Source organism: Pelagicoccus sp. SDUM812002 (assembly GCF_031127835.1).
Lineage (GTDB): Bacteria > Verrucomicrobiota > Verrucomicrobiia > Opitutales > Opitutaceae > Pelagicoccus.
The window spans coordinates 228,866-250,225 of record NZ_JARXHX010000008.1 but is presented as its reverse complement, the minus strand read 5'-3'; the positions used below and the strand labels follow the sequence as shown (position 1 = coordinate 250,225).

Annotated in this window: 17 protein-coding genes; 7 read left to right on the top strand and 10 right to left on the bottom strand. The window is 54.6% G+C overall.

Going from position 1 to position 21,360, the window contains the following annotated elements; translation table 11 throughout:
- The 5 genes from QEH53_RS13705 to QEH53_RS13685 form a co-directional block, all read right to left on the bottom strand.
- Positions 1–1,035, bottom strand: a complete 1,035-nt coding sequence (locus QEH53_RS13705) for an SUMF1/EgtB/PvdO family nonheme iron enzyme (protein WP_309023774.1) — start codon at positions 1,033–1,035, stop codon at positions 1–3.
- Positions 1,032–4,142 carry a hypothetical protein gene (locus QEH53_RS13700; protein WP_309023773.1) on the bottom strand — a complete coding sequence of 1,037 codons (3,111 nt, stop codon included), beginning with the start codon at positions 4,140–4,142 and terminating at the stop codon, positions 1,032–1,034. The genes QEH53_RS13705 and QEH53_RS13700 overlap by 4 nt, the downstream gene beginning before the upstream one ends.
- Positions 4,142–5,947 carry a c-type cytochrome gene (locus tag QEH53_RS13695; protein WP_309023772.1) on the bottom strand — a complete coding sequence of 602 codons (1,806 nt, stop codon included), beginning with the start codon at positions 5,945–5,947 and terminating at the stop codon, positions 4,142–4,144. The genes QEH53_RS13700 and QEH53_RS13695 overlap by 1 nt, the downstream gene beginning before the upstream one ends.
- A 15-nt stretch (positions 5,948–5,962) precedes the next feature.
- Complete coding sequence (locus QEH53_RS13690; protein WP_309023771.1) at positions 5,963–6,802, bottom strand: c-type cytochrome; 840 nt, start codon at positions 6,800–6,802, stop codon at positions 5,963–5,965.
- A gap of 208 nt (positions 6,803–7,010) precedes the next feature.
- Complete coding sequence (locus QEH53_RS13685; protein WP_309023770.1) at positions 7,011–7,907, bottom strand: EamA family transporter; 897 nt, start codon at positions 7,905–7,907, stop codon at positions 7,011–7,013.
- A 125-nt stretch (positions 7,908–8,032) separates the two neighbouring features.
- Here QEH53_RS13685 and QEH53_RS13680 point away from each other — a divergent pair, with 125 nt between their 5' ends.
- Genes QEH53_RS13680 through QEH53_RS13665 form a run of 4 tightly spaced genes read left to right on the top strand, consistent with a single transcriptional unit; the run spans position 8,033 to position 15,562 of the window.
- A complete protein-coding gene (locus tag QEH53_RS13680; RefSeq protein ID WP_309023769.1) occupies positions 8,033–8,611 on the top strand; it encodes a mechanosensitive ion channel family protein in 579 nt (192 codons plus the stop codon).
- A complete protein-coding gene (locus QEH53_RS13675) occupies positions 8,598–9,707 on the top strand; it encodes a DNA alkylation repair protein (protein WP_309023768.1) in 1,110 nt (369 codons plus the stop codon). The genes QEH53_RS13680 and QEH53_RS13675 overlap by 14 nt, the downstream gene beginning before the upstream one ends.
- A gap of 24 nt (positions 9,708–9,731) precedes the next feature.
- Positions 9,732–13,448 (top strand): translocation/assembly module TamB domain-containing protein, encoded by a 3,717-nt coding sequence (locus QEH53_RS13670; protein ID WP_309023767.1) that lies wholly within the window; start codon positions 9,732–9,734, stop codon positions 13,446–13,448.
- Positions 13,427–15,562 carry a BamA/TamA family outer membrane protein gene (locus QEH53_RS13665; protein ID WP_309023766.1) on the top strand — a complete coding sequence of 712 codons (2,136 nt, stop codon included), beginning with the start codon at positions 13,427–13,429 and terminating at the stop codon, positions 15,560–15,562. Before QEH53_RS13670 ends, QEH53_RS13665 begins: the two co-directional genes overlap by 22 nt.
- Before the next feature lie 7 nt (positions 15,563–15,569).
- Here QEH53_RS13665 and QEH53_RS13660 read toward each other — a convergent pair whose 3' ends face one another.
- Positions 15,570–15,755, bottom strand: a complete 186-nt coding sequence (locus tag QEH53_RS13660) for a hypothetical protein (RefSeq protein ID WP_309023765.1) — start codon at positions 15,753–15,755, stop codon at positions 15,570–15,572.
- 87 nt (positions 15,756–15,842) lie between these two features.
- On the opposite strand from QEH53_RS13660, the gene QEH53_RS13655 reads away from it, so the two are divergent.
- The 3 genes from QEH53_RS13655 to QEH53_RS13645 are packed head-to-tail and all read left to right on the top strand — an operon-like array spanning position 15,843 to position 16,571.
- Complete coding sequence (locus QEH53_RS13655) at positions 15,843–16,139, top strand: hypothetical protein (RefSeq protein WP_309023764.1); 297 nt, start codon at positions 15,843–15,845, stop codon at positions 16,137–16,139.
- Complete coding sequence (locus QEH53_RS13650) at positions 16,139–16,300, top strand: hypothetical protein (protein WP_309023763.1); 162 nt, start codon at positions 16,139–16,141, stop codon at positions 16,298–16,300. Before QEH53_RS13655 ends, QEH53_RS13650 begins: the two co-directional genes overlap by 1 nt.
- Before the next feature lie 4 nt (positions 16,301–16,304).
- Positions 16,305–16,571, top strand: coding sequence for a hypothetical protein (locus QEH53_RS13645; protein ID WP_309023762.1), 267 nt, complete (start codon positions 16,305–16,307; stop codon positions 16,569–16,571).
- A 133-nt stretch (positions 16,572–16,704) separates the two neighbouring features.
- Here the strand turns inward: QEH53_RS13645 and QEH53_RS13640 are convergent, their stop codons facing one another.
- From QEH53_RS13640 to QEH53_RS13625, 4 genes are all read right to left on the bottom strand, one after another.
- Complete coding sequence (locus QEH53_RS13640) at positions 16,705–17,763, bottom strand: transporter (RefSeq protein WP_309023761.1); 1,059 nt, start codon at positions 17,761–17,763, stop codon at positions 16,705–16,707.
- Positions 17,764–17,843: 80 nt separating this feature from the next.
- A complete protein-coding gene (locus QEH53_RS13635) occupies positions 17,844–18,257 on the bottom strand; it encodes a hypothetical protein (protein WP_309023760.1) in 414 nt (137 codons plus the stop codon).
- 47 nt (positions 18,258–18,304) lie between these two features.
- The gene (locus QEH53_RS13630; RefSeq protein ID WP_309023759.1) at positions 18,305–19,495 is read right to left on the bottom strand and encodes a heparan-alpha-glucosaminide N-acetyltransferase domain-containing protein; all 1,191 of its coding nucleotides are present in this window, start codon (positions 19,493–19,495) and stop codon (positions 18,305–18,307) included.
- A gap of 6 nt (positions 19,496–19,501) precedes the next feature.
- Entirely contained in the window at positions 19,502–21,283 is a 1,782-nt protein-coding gene (locus QEH53_RS13625; protein WP_309023758.1) for a sodium:solute symporter family protein, read from the bottom strand.
- Positions 21,284–21,360: the final 77 nt, after the last annotated feature.

The window sequence follows — 21,360 nt, the reverse complement described above, 5'->3', positions numbered from 1 at the left end:
TTATAGATCCTTGGCGCAACGAAACCCGAGAGTGAACTTCCGGAAATCCGGTTCGTGGAACGAGCGTGCCGAACAACGCACACCGCTGGGAACACTCTGCGAACTCCCACCCCTCACGGAACGATACTGCCCATTCGACGGTCCCTCCGGATTTTTCCGAATTCCCTCTTTGTAATAATCATCTGAATACCAGTCCGAACACCATTCCGCTACATTTCCAGCGAGATCCATGCAACCGAACGGGCTCTCACTCGCGAGGAAGCTTCCTACTGGCGCGGGATAGACGTAGCCGTCTCGATCAAGCGACGGATCCCGCACATCTGCTCCTGACTTGTCCCCGCCGATATTGCAAAGTCCCCAGCGCCATTCGTTCCCCCAAGGCCACAACCGTTGGTCGGTGCCTCGCGCCGCAAGTTCCCATTCCGCCTCGCTCGGCAATCTTTTACCCGCCCAATTTGCGTAGGCATACGCATCAAACCAGTCCACTCCCACCACGGGTAGATCGTCTCCCAGAAACGTCTTCGCATCAAAGGGAGCCAAACTGGCCGTTGCTTGGTCAGTGAGGAGCGGATTATAGTCAGACCAATAGCGAGGCCGATGGTTCTTGCCTTCCACCTGATTTGGGTGCCGCACCTCTTCGTCGCCATACACCTCAATCCAGTTCAAGAATTTCCGATACTGGGCATTCGTCACCTCGCATCGATCAATAGCAAAGGCATCAACCGTCACTTGCCTTAACGGCCTTTCCTCCTCGAGGCTCCAGCCGGTCGCTGCTCGTGCGATTAATACTTGATAGGGACGCAGAGCTATGCCGGGAGCTGCTTGATTCGCTAGATCCGGATGGCTCGTCTCGTTGCCCATCCAAAAGGTAGTCGACGGGATAGCGATCATTTCGGAGGAGTCCCTTTCATTCGCCGCACTATCGTCGACAACCGACAGTCCTTCGGGTGCGCATCCTGACATGTAGAGCCCGACCGCGGCCAAGCACACGATGAACACATTCGCAGATAATTGCACACGATTCCGTTTCATCATTCGAGCGAGTTCATGTAGTTAACCAAGTCGTCGATCTCGCGGCGAGTGAGCTGCGACGTTCCTCCATGGGTATCGAATCCCAGGCGGCTCTCTGCGATACGATGCAGCTTTACTCGGTTCTCCGCAGTGGCGAAAACAAAGGTCATGTTGAATCCGACCTCCATCTTGCCAGGCCTTTCTGGGTACCCGCCAAAAAGGGGTTCGTATTTGAAGCGCTGCAGCGATGGGTGACCCGGCATCGCAGTTACTTCCCTTAGCGTTCTGGCCAACCCATTGTGCAAAAAGACAGGTGGGCGATCCCAAATCCCACGCAGCGGGAAGATCGTCAGTTGACCCTGTTGCTCCTCTGCTCGCCCTAAATCCCACGGTTCCAGGTCACGTCGTACGCCGCTATTCGCATCCTCCCGATTCTTGCTGAGTAAGGTGAAAGATCCGTCACGTACCGTAAAGGGAACAACGGGTGGGATCGTTTGCTGCGGATTGTCTGGAAAGTCCTTCTTCGTGAAATGCGGAGGGGCATGGCAGGATATACAACCGACCTGCGGATCCTCGAACAGCTCTCGCCCACGAGCCACTGACAAGCTCGACTGGTCGAAAGGATTGGGAAGCAAACGGCCTTCGTGCATTTGCCATTCGCCAACGAATCGTTGAAAATCCCGCATAAAGAAGGACTTGCCAAACAAGTCACGAGAGATCGTTCGAAACATTTCGTCCCGACGCTCCTCCAGGTTCGACTCGCCATCCACCGACGTATCCATTTTCGACTGTATGTCACCCTGCATACCCGTGACGTAGTGCGCTTGGATTTCCGTAAAGTCTCCCGCCGGCGTCGCTGCCTTGAAGTCGTCTGCCGGACAATGCTCCATCATCATCGACCGCGGTTCGTAGCCGGATATAACCCCTTCAAAAAAGAAAGGCTGGATTGCGAAGAGGCCGCGCATCTGAGGTACGTTCATAGAACCGCCAATGGCAATCGGACCACTCTCCGCTTCCTTGCTCAGGAACTCCTGCCCAAGGACCTGGCTGACGCCCCATGTCCGTCCATCCCCCGTATCTTGGGCATGGCAATGGATGCATGACGTGTCACCGTCCGACGAAAAAGACGAAGTATGCACAAGGACCTCCCCCCGTTCTGCGTTGGTCGCAGGAAAAGGCATTCGCAGTATGCTGGGATCAACTACAATCTCCTCGCTCAGACCGCTTGACCGATCGATCACACTAAGCGAGCCGCCGAGAAAGTTCGCGACCAGCAGCTTGTCCTGGGATGGAGTACCGACCTTTCCCTTCGCGATGCCACGAGGCATCAAACCGGTCTGGTAATTCGCCACCGGCACCAAATAGTCAATTGGGTCAGAAGCACTCGGGTTGATACGCCACTCCTGCACGGAATTACTGCCCTGCATCGTCACGAAAAGCCGGTCTTCGGATACAGTCATCCGGTCGGGAAATGCCCCGATAACCCTCATCAATGCTGGAGGGATATCTCCCTTCACATCACCATGGGTCGACTCCGCTGTATCAGAAGTGTAGCGAACCCAATTGCGATGCGCCTCATACTTGTTGGCTAACAGAATATGCTCCAAGCCACCGCTATCCACCGTCTCGGGAATATCCAGACTGCCGACGTCGACGAAAAGGATATCGTTTTGGATGTCGCGAAACTTGATTTCGAGCGTGCCATCCACCGCGTCGAAAGGACCCAGTATCTCCTGCTCAGCCCGCGGCAACGGTAGGCCAGTCTTGGGATCCCGCCACACGGAATACTGCGCCGCAGGATTTCCTGTATCCCAAGACTCGCCGGCAAACGGATCCCGCTCTTTCGTCACACCAAAGCCCACGCCCATCGTCGCGACCAGGAGATAGTCACGCCCCAGGGCCTCGTCATGATACAGCACCAAGTCGTTAACTGCATTTTGGATATAGATAGCACCCACTTCAGCTTGGAGCCTCGTATCCACAATCGAGATGTCTTGGGTCCCAGTATTGCCGACAAAGAGGTAGCGTCCATCGCTGCTGACCGCGCATGCGATCGGCTTGCTTCGCGGATTGCCAACCGGTATTCCCGGACCAGCCTGACTCCCTCCGATCCATCGTTTGATTCGTTGAAAGCCAGCGTCCTTATCGGGATCCCTAAAGACGACCTCTCCCATCGCATGGCCTTGGAATAGAGGTACCGCATCCGCATAACCGCCCTTTCGCGTCGAGACAGTCGCGGCCAACAGTCGGCTCGCCATAGGCTCTCCGGGAACCACATGGTCCAAGGCGCTAGCGAGGCTTCGCACCGCATCTGACCCCGCATAAAAGCCGCCCCGTTCTTCATCGTGGCAACTCGCAGCGCTACAGTTTTGGCGAAGCACGCTGTAGACAGAATCCGCTTCATCGGTGGAGTTAAGAAAGCCAAAGTCGTCCAGACCGCCTTGAACCTCCATCTCGAGGTCCCCGTCATGTGAAGCCAGGGAGAACACTTGATCGAGGTAACGGTTTGTCAGATACAAACTGTCACCGGACGGCGAATACACTCCATCTTGACAGTAGAAATCGAGAGGGATCTCCTTAACGACTTCGTCACTACGTGTATCCAGCAATACGGCAAAGTTCGAAAATCTATTCACCACCAAGAGGTGGTTGCCTTCTGGATGACTGATCAAGCGAAAGGGCGACGAAGCAGGTGCTTCCTCCAGGCCGGGCAGAGCCAGAGGAATCCGCTTTAGGACCTTTTTGGTTTCGAGGTCGACCACTGCGATTTGCGACCCCGGTTCCAACTCCGACCCTTGCAGAGCCAAGTAGACCTTGCTACCGTCCGCGCTCAATTCCACGTCGGCTGGATGATCTCTGCGTGGCTGCGGTTCGGGAGCAGGATTCGGGTTGGCGACCGGCTCGAGCGTCGTACGCTCGTACGACTCGCCTAAAGCCCAACGTCGACTGGTTAGAATCCCAAATGGAGAGGGCCCTGTCGCCCCGGAAAGGTCAATTTTAGAAGAAAGCCCCGTACGAGCGGGAGCATTGCTTGCGGGAAAACGTGGCGAGTCCAGAGCCAAGCCATAACCGAGGATGGTCGCCCCTAGGCCGATAATGTAAAGCGGTGTCTTGGAAGGCAAAAAACTCATCAGAGGGTTTTGAGATAAGCTACGAGATCCGCGATTTCCGCGTCTGTTAAGCCAGCCGTGAGGCCATGCCGATTGTCTGGATTGAATTCCTTGAAGATGTCTTCCAGCGATTCCGCAAAGCCGTGGTGCAAGTAGGGGCCGGTCCGATACACTTCTCGCAGAGAAGGTGTGTAAAACCTGGAACGAATCTCAAAATGAGCCCGCAAGCCTAGGTCATGCCGACGACCGTCGGAATAGGTCGGTCCGAAGTGGCAGGCGTCGCAACGAGCGCGATCAAAGACCCGCTGCCCGCGTGCCTGAGCCGCCTCGTCCTCGTCAACAAACGGATTGGGTGCCCGCGGTGGTTCACTGAGATATGCAGTGAGAGCTTCATGATTCTCTTGATTCGGGATAAAGCCGAGAAAGCGCTGCCCAGCTGCCACGCCTGCGAACATGCTCTCGCGAACGCCTGACCACATGACCGGGGGTGTATCCATCGCGTCGTGCAGCGACTTCGCATTCTTAGGATTTCCCTTCCCGTCGTTTACCAAATCCCAATTCAAGCCATCCATCGTAGCGTCTTCTTGATGGCAACTGGCACAGCTGTAGTAGTTTTGTTGACACAGGCGTGCATCATTGAACAGCAACTCCCCTTGCCTCCAAAGCGATTTCTCAGCTGGCATCTTTTCGATCGGTAAAAGCGCTTCGACCGACCCCGTCTTCGAATCCATGATCGAGACGTCACCCGAAAAATAATTTGCAACATAGACGAGCCCTCGGCGCTCATCCAAAGCCAACCCACGCGGCCCCAGTCCACCGGTCTCACAACGAACCCCGAGACCGTGCCGATCAAAGGCTTCTACATCCTGCGATAAGCGAACCACATCATCCGCTGCCGTCGCCTCTACAAGCGCTACAAGCTTCGACATGTCTACAATCGCTAGCTCATGTATCCCAGCCAATGATACATATAGACGCTCACCATCCTTCGAGATGGCCAGCCCCCATGGGTTTGCAGCTCCGTCGAGCAATCCATCGAGCGACACAGTCACAAACCGGCCTCGCTCCCCCACTTCCATGACATACAGCCCGTTGGAGTTAATCCAACCACGTTCGATCTGCAGCGTCATCATCTCGTCATGAGCGATCAGACCCGCCACGATGGCGTACTTTCCCCCTTTGGCAAAAACAACGTCCCTCAAGAGAGACGCACGCTCGAGACTTCGCGTTTCGAGCACGCGCCCGTCCCGGGCATCCAGATAAGTCGCGTTGCGCGAAAGCCCATTCGATACGACAAGCACTCCTTGGTCCGCAAGTTCGGCCAAGTAACGCGGATTGCGACCGACTTCGGTGTCAAAAAGAACCTTTCCCGTATCAATCGAAAGGGCGCGTACGGTGTTGGAGAGCGAATTTGCTACGTAGAGTCGCTTGCCATCGCTCGATATTTCCAAGCCATAGGGCTCGAACCCGACTTCGATAGATCCCGAAACAGCACGACTACTCAAATCCACTATTTGAATACAATTGTCGTAAAGACAGCTTACATAAAGAAACGCTCCGTCCGGCGAGAGCACGGAGTCAGTTGGGAAGCGCCCCAAGGGTACTTCGGAGGTCACTAGACGCGTTTCCAGTTCAATAATCGCGAGCGAGGAATCCGTCTGACTGAGCACATACAGCTCATCCTTCACGACCGAGATTGTAAGCGCGATCGGCGAGCTGTATTCAAATTCTCCCTCCGGTCTTGAAACGTTAGCCAACAGGAACGTTAAGCTCGAAAAAGCAGCAAACCCCAGCCAATAAAAACCTCTGCAAATGATACGCTTCATTGACTACACATCGAACTACGCGATTGGGTTATCCGCCTCTCGATCCTTTGCCTCCGCTCCTCGCAACCATTTAATGTAGGCTAGGAGCTTCTGCAGGTCCGCCTCCGATAGCTCGTTCCTGTAAGCAGGCATTTGGATAATTTGCCGCTCCATAAAGTACCGCCCGATCGGGTGGTCCATGATGCGCTGAACTTTCCCATCGAGGATCCATTCCTGTAATTCCGAATCGTTTTCGACCAACTCCGCAAAGTGCTCGCCTTTCCAAGAGGGAACGATCCCCGTGAAGCTTCCTGGATTTTGTATTCCTCCCATGCCCGATGGCCCGTGGCAGCCGAAGCAGCCAAAACGCTTGGCAACCAGGCTCCCTTCGTAAGCCTCGTCTGGCATACTCGGATAGTACTCCGCTACCGCGATGAAGTACGCCTTCAAATCCTCCAACTCTTTTTCACCAATCAGGTCTCGATAAGCCGGCATAGGAGCCAAATTCTCAGCACCGAGCTCTTCCTGACGCCCCTCTTCGGACGTTAGATGCCCGTTCAAGATCCACTCTTCGATCTCCTCCTCGGTATCGACGTAGAGAGGTGCCATACCTTCATCCCAACCCGGCATTCGCCCACCTGGAGAGACTGGATCCGGAACGCCTCGAAACCCCTCCGGTCCATGGCAGGCGAAGCAACCCATCCGCTGAGCGAGCTCCTTGCCGCGAATCGAATCCGTGATCTCCGGCTTGCGAACATATGCTTCAAGTCCCAGCCCCAACAGCCCAAACGTGCACAAGAGCAAAACGAGAAGCCGACCATATCGATACTTTCCCTCTATCGTAAACGCGTCCTTGACGATTCCTCTAGCCGGCATAATCCGTCGCCAAAACGGCCGGGAATCAGATTCCAAGTCAATGCGTTAGCCGCCTGCCTTGTGATTAATAATTCTTATTCATTTTTTACACAACAATGCCTTATACTTATAGAACCACCCCTATTAACTGCTCTCGAAATAGACTTAACAAGCGCTACTCACCGTGTCGGTCGAAGCTGCCCCGCGCCCTATCAGCGAATCACCGCACTTACCGGGCGAGCACTATCAAGATTACACCTACCAAAATGCCTAGGATGCAGGGTGTCTTCGCTCGATAGTTACGTTCTTTGAAAAGCACATACCCCGCCGCGAAACTCACCAACACGCCGCCCCGACGCAGGCAAGACACCACCGAGATCATGGCGTCCTCGTCCCTCAAAGCTTCGAAATACAAGTAGTCTGCTACGAGCAGTGTCGCCCCGATCAGGGGTATCGTCCAACGCCAAAAGAACGGGCCGCGCGGCCACCAGCTTCTCCACCAGCCAATCATCATGGGCAGCATCACCACCACCAGATAAATGGAAAACCAAGCCTGCACCGTGGATGCCCGATACCCGATCGTGCCCATCAAGTACTTGTCGTAGAGACCGCTCACCGTACCCGCGAGGGTTCCCCCGATCATCAGAAACACCCATTTGTTCTTGTGGAAGACCAAGCCCTCGCGGCGACCCGCGAACGACAAAGCCACGAATGAGCAGAGTGTCACCACGATGCCCGCCCATTGCATGCCGTTGGGTCGCTCGGTGAAAATCACCACCGCAGCCAGCAGGGTCCAAAGGGGGCCGGTCGCTCGGATTCCACCCGCAAGCGAAACAGGCAAATGCTTCAACGCAAAGTAGGCGCAAACCCATGACACCGCGACGATCGTCGATTTCAGCAACAATCGCAAGTGGTCCGCCCAACCGAGCGTGTCCACTTCCAGCATCGCATGCGGTACCCTGCCCCAAGCCGAAAGGATAACCCAAGGCGCCCAAAGACAGGCTCCTGTGAGCACGCTGATGAATAGGGTCGGAATCACCGCATTCCCATTCACGGAATGCTTCTTGAACACATCGTAGACACCGAGAAACAAGGCGCTCGCTACCGCTTCATATACCCAATTCATCTGTCGCGCACCACTAGCCACAGCTCACCTAGCGCCACAACAAGAATTAATCCGCCCTGCCCCTTGCGAATCTCTCTTTCTGCATCGCACTCTTGATAGCGATACCCAATATCCGCCCCGAAATCATGAAAGAAAGCATCCTCAATTTCATCAACGAAAGCAGCGAAGGCCTCATCAAGGCTGGCATTACCTTGCTCGTCCTCATCCTGACCCACTTTTTCGTCCGCCTCTATCGCCGCTACATCGATCGCACCAGCGAACGGCACCACTTCGCCCCCCAGCGCAGCAACAGCATTTCCAAAGCTGGACAGGCCCTCATCTACATCGTCTCAGCCGCCGTGATATCGACGGTGCTCGGTTTCGGCATCCGAGACATTTTCCTCCTCACCAGCTCTTTCTTCGCTCTCGTCGGGGTGGCGTTTTTCGCCCACTGGTCGATCCTCAGCAACGTCACTGCCAGCATCATCCTCTACTTTACTTTCCCCTATCGCATCGGAGACCGTCTCCTCGTCGAAAACGAACCCAAGTACAGCGGAGTCCTCAAGGACGCCACCCTCATGTATTTGAAAATCCAGACCGACGGTGGTTCCTACATCACCCTGCCAGCCAACGTCGCTATCCAAAAGCTCATCACCATCCTTAGCGAATCCGACTACCAAAAGCTCTTGGCCGAGCAGGAAAAGGACGACGATGGAGCCGTTTAAGAATCTCATCAACGCCTCGGTCGTTCGCACCCTTGCCCGACTGGTCAAGGACGCGTATCCGGATTTCGCTGACAATCGGTTCGAGAAAAACTGCCTCGCTACCCTCGAGGACCTAGAGCTCAAGCAGCGAGCCATCCACATCGGCGAGGAGCTATGGAAGGGACTGCCGGATGATCCTGCTCGCGCGATCGAAATCGTCCGTCAAGCCATCCTCCCTGTCCCTACCTTGAAAGAGGACGACTCCTTCGATGGCTGGCTTTTCATGCCTCTCAACGCGCTACTTACCGCTCATGGGTTGGAAGCCGTCGCCGCCTCGATCAAGCTTCTGCCCGAAATCACCAAACGCTTCACTGCTGAGTTCGGTATCCGCGTCTTCTTGATTCACCAGCCGAAGAAGATCCTTCCCCATCTCACGCGCTGGGCCAATGACCCCGACCAAAACCTACGCCGCCTCGTTTCCGAAGGAACCCGTCCACGCCTCCCGTGGGGAGAGCAAATTACCGCCTTCGTCAAAGACCCGCGGCCCCTACTCCCCCTGCTTGAGCTCCTGAAGGACGACCCATCCGAATACGTGCGGCGCTCCGTCGCCAACAATCTCAACGACATCTCCAAAGATAACCCCGAACTCATGCTGGACATCGTCGCTGCTTGGCTACCCGACGCAGATACCAAGCGACGCCAGCTCCTCAAGCACGCCTGCCGCAGCCTCATTAAGCAGGGTCACCCGCGCTGCTTGCAGCTCCTCGGCTATGGGAAGCCGAAACTCAAGGTAACTGAATTTTCCGCTCATTCCCCTTCTATACAACTCGGAGAGAAGCTCACCCTGACCCTCCAAATCGAGTCAAGCTCAACAAAAGCGCAAGACCTTGTCGTCGACTACCGTTTCCATCTTAGGAAGGCAAACGGCCAAACCGCCCCGAAGGTCTTCAAAGGCAATAATCTTAGCCTCGGCCCGAGGGCAAAAAAGACCCTCCAAAAGAGCTTCCATTTGAAACCAATTTCCACCCGCCGGTACTACACTGGCGAGAACACTATCGAACTCTTGATCAACGGACAGCAACTCGCGTCCGTCCCTTTCCATTTGAGCGTTTCTTGATCCGAGACCGCTCCCACCCACTAGATGCCCAAAAGCAACCCCCCAGAAAAGCGACCCCGCTTCCGGAAAACCAAACGCTCCCTCGCCCTTCTCGCCGGCATTCTCCTTCTGTGCGTACTTAGCTTCCCTTTCTGGTCGACTTGGATCGCCCAGCCTTTGGCTGCCAAGTTCGGAGTAAACATCGGTTCCGTCGAACGCCTCTCTTGGGATCGCTGGCAATTGGATGACCTGTCCACAGATCAAGCTGGCATCAATTTCACCGCTCAGACGGCAGAACTACCCTCGCCCACCAAACTCCTTTTCGAGCACTTCTCCTCCGATCCAGCGACAGAGAAGCTCGTAGTCGAAACTTGGAAACTGGACGTCTCCAACGTCGCCCCCGAGGAACCGCAAGAAACTCAAGAGCCACTCACCTTACCGCAAATCTTCGTAATCGCCAACGATAGCCTTGCTCGTCTCGCTGGATACCTCAGCGGCGTCACGCTCCTAAACGGCACCCTTTCCGTGGAGAGCGAAGATACTCTCGAACTACCATCACTCACCCTAACCCCGCAACAACTCGACGTCGCCTTGCGCCACATCCAGAGCGATACGGAAGCGACACTCGAAGCCCGCTTCGAGTCGCCAGCCCTCTGGCAGATTTCAGCCGCCGTGCCTGAGCAAAACCTTACTCTGGAGGTCGAGCTTAAAAACGAGAACGACCAGCCTACTCTGACCGGCGTTCTCGAAAACCACCAAAACGCCATCAATCTCCAAGCGAGCTGGGCCCGGTCTCTCATTCCGGAATCCGCCCGTCTGGAAGCCTCGGCCTTCGAGCTCGACGAACGCTACCCGTTCTGGGGCTCCGCGCCGCCGCTCAATATCGATCTCCGCGCGGACTGGACCGGCCAAGCCTTTACCTATCGTATCGAAGCTTTCGATACTAGCGATCTCGAAGGAACCTCCAACATCCTCCTTGCTGGAAACGGCTCGCCAAAGTCATTGGAAATCAAAACCGCCAAGGTCGACCTGCCATGGCTCACCGTAGAGAGCGATAAGCCGATCCTGCTCGACTTCAGTCTCGATAACCCACTCGAGGCTGCCCAACTCGATGCGAAGCTCGACCTAGCCAAACTCCCTTTCATAGAAGCAACCGGCAAACTCGACGCCGTACTGAAAACGCGAACCTCTCCAGACGGTCTTCCCGTCCTCATGGCCGAGATTCAAGGTGCCAACATCACCTTATGGGACACCCTCCTGGAAAGCGCCACAGCCAACGTCGACCTGCTCGGACAGGAAGCAACCATCCGCACCCTAGAAATTCGCTCAGCTGCCGGTTCTCGCATCAATTTAACCGGCGGATACAACATTCAAGAACAACAGTTCCTCGAATCCAATCTTCAACTACAACTGGAGAACGAATCACAACGTCTCCGTGATCTCCTTCCTTCGATAGAGTGGCAAACCGTCAATGGTGATCTACAGCTCGTCGGCCCTTTGGCCGATCCTGAATTCCAAGGAAACCTATCGTTCGCCACCTTGAAACTTCCCAGCACCAACAGCTTTTCGCTAGAGACTGAAGTCGCGGGAAGGCTCAGCGACTTGGAGGCAACAGTCCAAGCCTCAACTGGGATCGAAGACTTAGACGTCTCTCTCGGCATTCAACGCTCCTCATCCGAATCAACAGTCAGCATCTCCAAACTCGCTCTGACTGACTCCGACGGCGCAGTCATCCTCTCCCTCGAGGAGACTGGAACTGTCACCTTAGATGCGAGCGCGGCCAGCGTTGCTTCCTCGGGGATCATCCTCACTGGCCCCAACGGCCAACAACTTGAGCTCAGCTCGCTCTTGTTAACCGATTCACAATTCAGCCTCCATGCTACCGCGATCGATTTCCAAACCAACATCTTTAACAATTGGCTCGCCGTTCCAATTCCAACCCTACGCATCCAAGATTTCGATACAGAAGCCACATTAAGCGAGTCTGAGTCGAAAATCACAACCTCAGGGTCCGCATCTTGGCAATTAAAGGAAGGCAGCAGCGTAGACCTATCTTGGCTCGCCCAGTCTGATCCCACACGTCTCGACAGTCTCAGCATCGACCACCTCGAAATCGGTGCAGACTCCAAACACATCCTTGTAGCGGAAGGTCACTTCCCTGTATCCGTAAATTGGTCACAAGGAACTGCTCAAACGAAAATCCACCAAGACGCGCCTCTTGAGTTTTCGCTGGAGTCCTCTCCCCATCCTGACTTTTGGGCATCGCTCGAAACGATCCTACCCATCGCCCTCAAGCGTCCCATCATCAAGGCTCAGTTGTCCGGCTCTCTCAACGACCCCAAAGGCAATTTCGACGTGAAGCTCGCCTCACTCCGCTGGAGCCATCCGGAGGACCCAAGCAAAAGTGTTCAGCTCCAAGACCTCTCCGCATCCCTGCTAGCCGATTCCGATGGGCTCGCGATCCGTTCATTGGAAGCCCACGCGGGCAAAAACGCTGTCTACGCCGACGCTAAACTTCCCATCGGGAAAACCTCCCTCTACGACCTTGTTAGGGACACCCAACTGCTCGATTTCTCGCCGCTCACCGGAAAAGCCCGGGTCGAGATTCTAGACTTGGAGGTACTCAAGAGCTGGCTACCACCGCTTCTGCGTTACGAAGGTACGGCGAGCGCCGACATCCAACTCCGAGAAGGCGACATCAGTGCCGTTGCCAATATCGAAAACCTCGCCACACGGCCCCTCCCACCCCTTGGGTCCTTGTCAAAAATCTCCGGGCAAGTCGAACTGAGCCAAGGAGTATGGCGTGTGAACGAGATCCGCGGATTGGCCGAGAAGAGCACTTTCACCCTCAGGGGCTCCGCCGACCTCAACGATACCTCCAACCCGATCTACGACCTTAAATTCTCCAGCAAAGAATTTCCTCTTATTCGTGACGACGGACTGCTCTTCAGCGGAGACATCGATATGCAACTCGTATCCAAAAACCAAGAATCTCCGCTCCTAAAAGGTAGCTTAAAACTAACGAAGGGCCTGTTTCTGGTAGAGCCTGACCTCCTCGCCGGCTCGACTAAAACCGTCAGTTCGCGGCCTCCTTACTTCGCAGTCGACCAAGCCCCTTTCAACGATTGGGGACTCGATATCAATATTCTCGGCGACGAATTTCTTCGCGTTTCCAACTCATTTTTCGAAGGCACCCTATCCGCCGAGTTCGATCTCGAGGGAACCCTCGGAGCTCCGCTTCTGATCGGCAAGGCCGAAACGAATACAGGCCGCATCTTCTTCCCAGCAAGTTCTCTCACGCTCGAAAATGGACAGGTACTCATCACTCGCGACCGACCGTCTGAACTTCAGCTCGAAGCGGTAGCCGGAGGGCGCATCTTTGCCTACGATATCAATCTCGAAGTCGGAGGTACCGTAACAGACCCAGAACTCGTAATCACCTCCAACCCTGCGCTAACTCAGGTAGACGCTCTGCTCCTGCTCACCACCGGAGCGTTGCCCGACGCCCAAGGCAACCTTGCTCAAAAGTCGGCGACCTCCCTCGGCCTATTCATCGGGAAAGGCCTTTTCAAAAAACTCACCGGCGGCAACTCCGAATCCGCCAGCAAGCTCAGCCTCGAGGTAGGCCAAGATATCTCGCTACAAGGCAAGAGGACGATCGACGCCTCCTACCAACTATCCGAGGACCTCGAGATCGAGGGCGAATACGACAAGCGAGACGAATTCAACGCCAACTTGAAATGGACAATTTTCGAACGATGAACCGCGAGCCCGCAACTCGACGCGGCGCGGCTCGCGCCAGGACGCTCTTAATTCTCCTCTCGCTCCTGGCACTGCCCATCTCGTCGCTCAGCGGCGCCAACGTCAAAGTCGACGGCTTCGGCCTGTTTGGCAACGCAGAGCTACGCGGAGCCCTCCGCCTGCTCGAAATACAGAAAGGCGAGCTCGACGCCCAAAAGATCGACGACGCAGCCTTCCTGCTCCTCACCCGACTCACCCAGAACGGCTACCTCGACGCCAAAGTGGCCGCCACTTACGAGACAACCGACGGAACCGAAAACACCGCATCTTGGACAACGCCTTTCGAGCCGCAGATCCCAGAGGGAGTAGTTGCTACCCAACTACAGTTCAATATCGAAGAAGGCATTCTCTACTACTACGACACCATCGAAATAAACGGCCTCGTCTCGATCGACGTAGACGAGGCCAAGAACTATGTTATTCCTGATACCGCGCTCTTCTCTCGCAAAAAGGACCGAGCCTACTCCCCCAACATCCTTTCCAACCACCAAAAGCAGCTCACTGCCGCCCTCGTCGCCCGCGGCCACACTGACGCGGAAGTGAACGCAGAAGCCGTCGACATAGACAGGTCTACCGGAGCAGTCGACGTAACGTTCGATGTAAACGAAGGACCGATCTACCAGATCACCCAAGCTGAGGTTCAATACCTAAAAGATGAACAGGTTGTCGAAACCAAAGAGGTTCCCGAAGGCGCCACCTACACGCGAACGTGGGTAGAAGACCAGACACGCAAGATTCGAAACGAGGCCTACAGTAACGGTTTTCCGGACACAAAGGTCAACAGCCGCATCGTCAAGGCTACCCCCGAAGGCGACACCGTCTCAGTACACATCCGCTTCGAGGTCCGGCGAGGCCCTAAGATCACCCTCTCTGGCATCGAACACAAAGGAGCCACCGACACTCACCACGAACTCCTCGACCGAAAAACGGACCTAACGCCCGGCACTCCGCTCGACATCACCGAAACCGAAGCCGCCCGGCGGCGTCTCTCACGCCTCGGCATTTTCGAACGCATCGACCTCAGCTACCAAGACAACGGGCCCGGCGAACGCAAAGCAGTCTTCGAATACGAACAAGGCGAACGCACCCGAGTCCAGCTCCTGCTCGGATACGGAAGCTATGAGCAATTCCGCGCCGGACTCCTTGCCCAAAGAGAAAACGTATTAGGCCGGGCCCACACCCTCTCTTTCCAAGCTATCCAATCCGTAAAGTCCACCAGCGGGAACCTAGACTACACCGTTCCCGAACTACTCGGAGAGTCCATCGACGGCACCTTCGAAATCAACTTTCTCAACCGCCAGGAACTCTTCTTCGACCGTGCAGAACGTGGCGTATCGGTCGGATTGTTCAGCCGCCTATCCAAACTACAAACCGATATCGGACTCGACTACGCGTTCGACCGAAAGGAAGCGCGCGACGAAAAATTCGACGCGGACCCCGACTTCCGGGATTTCAAGGCAGCGAACATCGGCAGCCTTTCCCTGCGTGCCACCCGCAGCCATATTGATGATATCTTGTACCCAAAATCCGGTTACGAGCTCAGTGGCGTAATCCGCTACGCTGACGAATCTCTCGGGGGGGAATCGAATTTCCTGAAAACTGAGTTAAGCGGCTCCAGCCATAGGAAAATTGGGGATCGCTGGATATTCCACTTCGGTGCCAAAGCCGCCCGCATTACCTACCCAGAAGTGGTAGAGGGACTGACCGAACTCCCCGTCTACAACGAATTCTACCTCGTCGGCGGCGAAAATTCCGTGCGCGGCTACCGTCGCGGCGAGGCCGTGCCGCTAGCCGAGGATGGCAGCCCTACCCGCGTCGAAGCCTACGCCCTGATGAACCTAGAGCTGGAATATCCCATTTTCGATCGCCTCAACGTCGTACTCTTCGCTGACGCTGCACGCATATGGGAAAAAGCGGACACCACTGACGTCTACGACGACCTTACCAGTGTCGGCCTAGGCTTCCGTTACAATACGATCGTCGGTCCCGTACGTCTTGAGTACGGGCATAATATCGATCCACGGCCCGACGATCCCAGAGGTACCGTGCACCTCTCGATCGGCTTTCCTTTCTAGGATTAAGCTAGTTGTTCCGTTCGGGCGAATCCGCATCCGGAACAGATTCGGCTTGATCGTTTAAGCGTACCTCAGGTCGTCCGTTTTCCCAAAAAGCTTGGGCAAACGCAATCTTGTTTCCGGCGAGAAAAGAGCGGAGGCGTTCTTCATTGCGAGCAACCGCAATCTCGGTGTCTGGGCAGGCAAATTTCATAATAATGTTAATCTTATCGGACTCCGTTGAAATAACTGTATTTCAAAGATAAATACTTCGAAGCCTAAGCCGGTAAGGCAAACAGGAGTGAAAGCCTTCCTGAGCTTAACAGCCCTTGGCGTCGACCGAGTTAGAAAGGGCAAGTCGTCTCCTCCCGCGCCTAAATTCCCCAACGTAATTGCTCGCTTCGCTGTCTTCGCTAGCCTCGCTGCCGACATTCATTTTCCATCGGTTAGAGCGGCGAATGCTGCACCTGGCGGACTCCAACGACTAGAACTCCTCGACGGAACCCATCCATCGTCGCAAGTCCCATCCGAATCGATGCTAATGCCTTCCGATCGGGCGATCGAGGAAACTCCTGAATACGCTGCTGATCTGGTTTAATGGATACAAACCTATCCAGAAGCCGCTGGATATTCAGCCAAAAACGAACCTATGAAATTGGACGGCTACTCTCCCAAACCGCCCACCTGATTTCAGACGACATCCCGAAAGGTGCTTTCGAATTCATCGAGAACGCCCCCAGCCAATCTCCTGGATTCTAATCGGATGAGAACCCAGCTGATCATGGCCCTTGAGACAGTCACGCTAAAAGCGCCTGGCAAATCAGTCCCTTGGATCAAGCGAGTAGAGCAAGAAAAAGATTCAGAAAGAGCTGCCTATTATCTTCTTAAGAGACGGAAGGTCGCAGACCCTCCCACCAAGTTCGCAGGCGCACTTCCGCAAAAGCATTGGGTCGCTTCTGTATCCAAATTTAAAGTGCACTATCAAAACACAGCCGAAGACTGGAGGAAGGTCCGAGTCGATTTGGACTAGCTTTTTTGTAGAGCAACAAGAGACCATGGTCCCGAACAACCCAAATGGACTCTCATGACTATTCAGACTTTCCTAGATCTGAAATCCAGTGGGTAGCAGCCGCTCTAACAGTGGCTGCCACCTAGACCACTCTCTACCAAGCGTATTGCCAGCCGAGAGTCAGAGTATCCTCTCGATTCATACCCACTCCGTTGAGCTGTTGATAGAGTGGCTGGCCGTACTCGAGGGCCAAACGGTTTCCTTTCAGGGCTCCATCTCGGAAAAGGTAGTTGAGACCGATAATGCCTTCTAGCACGTCCCCTCCATAATTCGCCTGAAAGTGCGGAGGAGCCGAGTGCGCGTGAGCGCCATTGTAGTGTCCATCGAGCGGACCTTCGGCTGTGTACTTCAAACGAGTTGATAAGCTCCATGCTCCGTCGACTAACCAGCTTCCCCAGACCGAAGCCTCCAGAGCATCGGAGCGCGAAAATCCAGACTCACCGCTATCTTCGAGACGCAGCGTCCCGAGCGCTTGAGCGCCCCAGCCGAAACCTCCAGAAAGACCGGTGTAAGTGGCGCCGACCTTCGCGTCCCAGGTCCCCGACCCCAACTGCATGCCATAAGGCTGAAACGTACCGTGCATCATCTCCGACACCGAACCGGTCGGAGCGCTGACACCGAGATTCCAGTGCATCTTCTGCTTGCCCGACTCCCAGCCTTTCACGAGGGCGGTCAGCGAGACGTCACCCCATCCCGAGGTTGAGTGGCTCATTGCTATACTATGCCCACCGTGCATCCCGCCCATTTCCACATGCGGGTTCATCATCATGTCCATGTCTAGCTCGAGATGGTTTGCCATCAGCATGAGCGTAATGGAATCGCTGGGAGCATACATGAATCCTAGCATATCCATCTCCATGTCCATTTTTGTCGCAGCCGTTGAAAAACCCGCCGCAAAAACCTCCTGAGTGGTCAGGGAATTTTCACCCTGCCGGTGACCATCCATGCCCATGGACATGTGGCGAAACGAAAACATGAATTCGCCGCCTCTGTGCAGATGGTCTCCCATGACCCCGATCGGGGCATGGCTGTCGGCACGGCCAATCTTGTTTTGAAGCTCACCGGATTCGGGAAGCGCTGTTGCTGAAAGGCCCAAAGCCATGGTCGCGGACACGAGCGTACGCGTTGATACGAGTGTAAAGGTGTTGTTCATTTAATCTTAAATTGAAGTAATTATAGTGAGTGAATCCCTCTGCCATGCATTGGGCAGTGGATTTCGAGAGCAGCTCTCAACTATACTTCAATTCGAGGCGGCGGTTTCGCTACCTCTTCAGATCGACCCACGAACACATCGGTGCCCCTTTCCAGGATACCTGCGTAACCTCCAACCGGTCGCAAGGCTTCCAGCCATTCGCAATCGTCTGACATAACCAAGAGCTTGGCCATACCCGGCGATTCCTTCAGAGTGCCGCTTTCGCTTTGCTTTCGATTTTCCTCCCGGACCACAAGGCAAACCTTACAAAGGTCCTCGCCTTCCAAGCTCGAGATCAAAGCTTGAGCAATCCCACGGTCATCGACGCGCTCCTTCGTCATGTTCGACCACGCTCCCAATTGCCCAAGCAAAAGCACACTGTTTGAGAGACTCAAACACACGGCCAAGCAAATGACTTTGGACAGCTGACGGAAGATCATGAGCGTCGATTCCATATTCGCGGCGTCACTACCGTCAACTCGATTTCGACGAATTCAACCAATCAAAGCTTGATGAACAATCTCCTCTTCCACAGCCAATGCACTGGCAGATAAATCACTCCTACAAACAAAAGAGCGTAGCATATTGAAGCGAACTTTCCACTGGCTCCCATTCCCATCAAACTGTTCACAAATAGCGTGCTCAGGCTGGGCCAGAGGCTTGTACTCGAGTAGAAAAAGAGCGTGAGCAACCCTGACAAAGCGTAGGCCACTACAGGGTTTGAGCCGAACACCACGCCCATCTTGGCCCACTTTCGGTAGCCTTGGATATCGATTAAAAGAACGCTCGTCGCCAAGCAAAGCGTCGACCATCCCCCAGAGAACAAGACGAAGGAACTAGACCAGAGATTCTTGTTGAGCGGAAAATCCCAACTCCACACTTCCCCGATCAAAACCACCGCAAAACCTACGCAATACAGCCAACTGACGCGACGGTAAGGATCGCCGATTCCCAGAATAATCGATCCCACCAAGAGACCAAATATCCCGGTGGCAACTGCAGGTAGCGTGCTTAAAATCCCTTCCGGATCCCAGGTCCGCTCCCACATTTGTCCTGGGACTAGCTTGCGGTCGATCCACGCTTGCAAGTTCGTGCCGGGTTCGAGATTCGCCTGTAAGGCCAATTCACCACTGGCTTCCACTGAGACCGTTTGAGAGACGCCAAGAGCTCGCTCCACCACTCCATCTCTCAAAGCTCCTTCGTTGACCGAATCAAGAGGCACCGGAACGAACTGCAGCAAGGCCCAATAAAGAACGAGAACCCCGATGCCGATCCACAGCTGCTGCCTCCAATTTGTATTCACAAAAAGGATAGCACAGACACCGAAGACGACCGCAATCCGCTGCAAAACGCCGACAACCCGAATCTCTTCAAAGTTGAACCAAGGCCAAAGGTTCAGAAAAACGCCGAGCGTGAAGATCTTGAATACACGCCACCCGATCTTCCTGTATGTCTTGCGGCGTTCTCTCTTCAGCCTGGGTTTTTCCGTATAGGCCAAGGCGATGGACACCCCTACGATGAAAAGAAAAAACGGGAACACCATATCCGTCACTGTGACTCCATGCCACGGCGCATGCAAAAGCGGCCCGTACACATAGCTCCAAGACCCGGGGCTGTTTACGATAATCATTCCAATAATAGTAAACCCGCGCAGCGCGTCGAGCGACAGAAGACGTTCTCGCTTTTCTACCATTCGTATTCAGTTCCTAATTACTCGATTAAGAAGGTAGATTATACCGCCGGCAGACAGGACTAACAGGCCTCCCCCTATCGCTAGATTTCCATAGATAACATAACCGACCCCGAACAAAAAGAAATAGACGGAGAAGCTCCCTACTACGAAACTGGCAATCCCTCGCGTTATACTTTCTCCTGCCACCGGCTCGGGGAAGGGAATATCTTTCGAAGTCAGGGAGCGTCGCACTTCCTCCCAACCGGGTCCTACCGGACGGATTGCCAAATAAAACTTCTCCAGCACCTCGGGCGAGCTTGGTGGGGTCAGGAAGGTCACGGCTAGCCATAGTACGGTCGTCACGGCAACGCTGGCAATTAACTGCACGTGCCCCGCAATCGGCTCGAATCCGAAACGCTCATAGCCAAACTCGAAAAACAGGGCCACGACGAAGGAAACGATCATACCCGAGATCTCGGTCGCCGCATTCACCCGCCACCAGAACCAGCGCAAAATAAAGATCAACCCCGTACCCGCACCGATCGACAAGAGAATATTGAAGCTCTGCATGGCACTCTCGAGGAAAAGAGCCACCGTCCCCGCGAGCACCATCAGGACCACCGTAGAAATCCGGCCAACGTTGACCAACTCCCTCTCGCTCGCCTCGGGTTTAATAAAACGTTTATAGACGTCGTTCACCACGTAGGACGAACCCCAGTTCAAATGGGTCGAGATCGTCGACATGAAAGCAGCGACCAGTGACGCGACCACTAATCCCAATATCCCTGCCGGCAAAAAGGCGAGCATAGCGGGATATGCCAAATCGTCCTGGATAAAGTTTTGGTCCAACGCCGGAAAAGCAGCCTGTAGAGATTCGAGGTTTGGATACACGATTAAGGATGCGAGGCCCATTAATATCCAAGGCCACGGACGCAGTCCGTAGTGAGCTAAGTTGAAGAAAAAAGTCGCTCCAATCGCGTGCCGCTCGTTCTTGGCGGAAAGCATTCGCTGAGCGATGTATCCACCACCACCCGGCTCCGCTCCCGGATACCACACACTCCACCATTGTACCGCAAGCGGTACGATAAATACTGATACAACCATCGTCGAGTTGGAGAAGTCCGGGAGCAAGTTCAGCTTACCCACGACGTTCGGATGCGTCAGCAACCCATCCAGCCCTCCCACTTCCGGCATGCCCACGATCAGCGAGGTAGCCCAGATCGACCCTATCATAGCGATTCCGAATTGGATAAAATCAGTGATCAAGACACCTCTCAGACCTCCGAGAGAACTGTAGACAACAGTGATCGCCGAAGCGATCAACAACGTCTCAACTGGCGACAGACCCAAGACAACTCCCCCTAGCTTGATAGCGGCCAAACACACGTTGGCCATTATCATCACATTGAAGAAGACGCCAAGATAGATCGCTCGAAACCCGCGCAGAAACGCGGCCGACTTGCCGCTGTAGCGCAGTTCGTAAAACTCTAGATCAGTTGAAACTTTGGACCGACGCCACAGGCGGGCGTAAACGAAAACCGTCAGCATCCCCGTCAGCAGGAAAGCCCACCAAACCCAATTCCCCGCGACTCCATTCTGGCGCACGATGCCTGTTACCAAGTTCGGCGTGTCGATCGCGAAAGTGGTCGCCACCATCGAGACGCCTAACAGCCACCAAGGCATACTCCGACCCGAGAGAAAGAACTCCGAAGAAGAAGTACCTGCGCGCCTCGAAACCAATAAACCTACAATGAGCGAAACCACAAAGAATACGGCAATAATGATCCAATCGAGAGAGGATAAGGACATAAGTTTTCGGGGAATATTAGATTAGAGGAGTAAGAAGGAGGGACGACTCCTACGTCGTCCGCTTTGCAGAATCAGAA

Coding starts and splice junctions, on each gene's coding strand:
- QEH53_RS13705 (WP_309023774.1), bottom strand. CDS start 1,035: ATGATGAAACGGAATCGTGTGCAATTATCTGCGAATGTGTTCATCGTG.
- QEH53_RS13700 (WP_309023773.1), bottom strand. CDS start 4,142: ATGAGTTTTTTGCCTTCCAAGACACCGCTTTACATTATCGGCCTAGGG.
- QEH53_RS13695 (WP_309023772.1), bottom strand. CDS start 5,947: ATGAAGCGTATCATTTGCAGAGGTTTTTATTGGCTGGGGTTTGCTGCT.
- QEH53_RS13690 (WP_309023771.1), bottom strand. CDS start 6,802: ATGCCGGCTAGAGGAATCGTCAAGGACGCGTTTACGATAGAGGGAAAG.
- QEH53_RS13685 (WP_309023770.1), bottom strand. CDS start 7,907: ATGAATTGGGTATATGAAGCGGTAGCGAGCGCCTTGTTTCTCGGTGTC.
- QEH53_RS13680 (WP_309023769.1), top strand. CDS start 8,033: ATGAAAGAAAGCATCCTCAATTTCATCAACGAAAGCAGCGAAGGCCTC.
- QEH53_RS13675 (WP_309023768.1), top strand. CDS start 8,598: ATGGAGCCGTTTAAGAATCTCATCAACGCCTCGGTCGTTCGCACCCTT.
- QEH53_RS13670 (WP_309023767.1), top strand. CDS start 9,732: ATGCCCAAAAGCAACCCCCCAGAAAAGCGACCCCGCTTCCGGAAAACC.
- QEH53_RS13665 (WP_309023766.1), top strand. CDS start 13,427: ATGGACAATTTTCGAACGATGAACCGCGAGCCCGCAACTCGACGCGGC.
- QEH53_RS13660 (WP_309023765.1), bottom strand. CDS start 15,755: ATGAAATTTGCCTGCCCAGACACCGAGATTGCGGTTGCTCGCAATGAA.
- QEH53_RS13650 (WP_309023763.1), top strand. CDS start 16,139: ATGGATACAAACCTATCCAGAAGCCGCTGGATATTCAGCCAAAAACGA.
- QEH53_RS13645 (WP_309023762.1), top strand. CDS start 16,305: ATGAGAACCCAGCTGATCATGGCCCTTGAGACAGTCACGCTAAAAGCG.
- QEH53_RS13640 (WP_309023761.1), bottom strand. CDS start 17,763: ATGAACAACACCTTTACACTCGTATCAACGCGTACGCTCGTGTCCGCG.
- QEH53_RS13635 (WP_309023760.1), bottom strand. CDS start 18,257: ATGGAATCGACGCTCATGATCTTCCGTCAGCTGTCCAAAGTCATTTGC.
- QEH53_RS13630 (WP_309023759.1), bottom strand. CDS start 19,495: ATGGTAGAAAAGCGAGAACGTCTTCTGTCGCTCGACGCGCTGCGCGGG.
- QEH53_RS13625 (WP_309023758.1), bottom strand. CDS start 21,283: ATGTCCTTATCCTCTCTCGATTGGATCATTATTGCCGTATTCTTTGTG.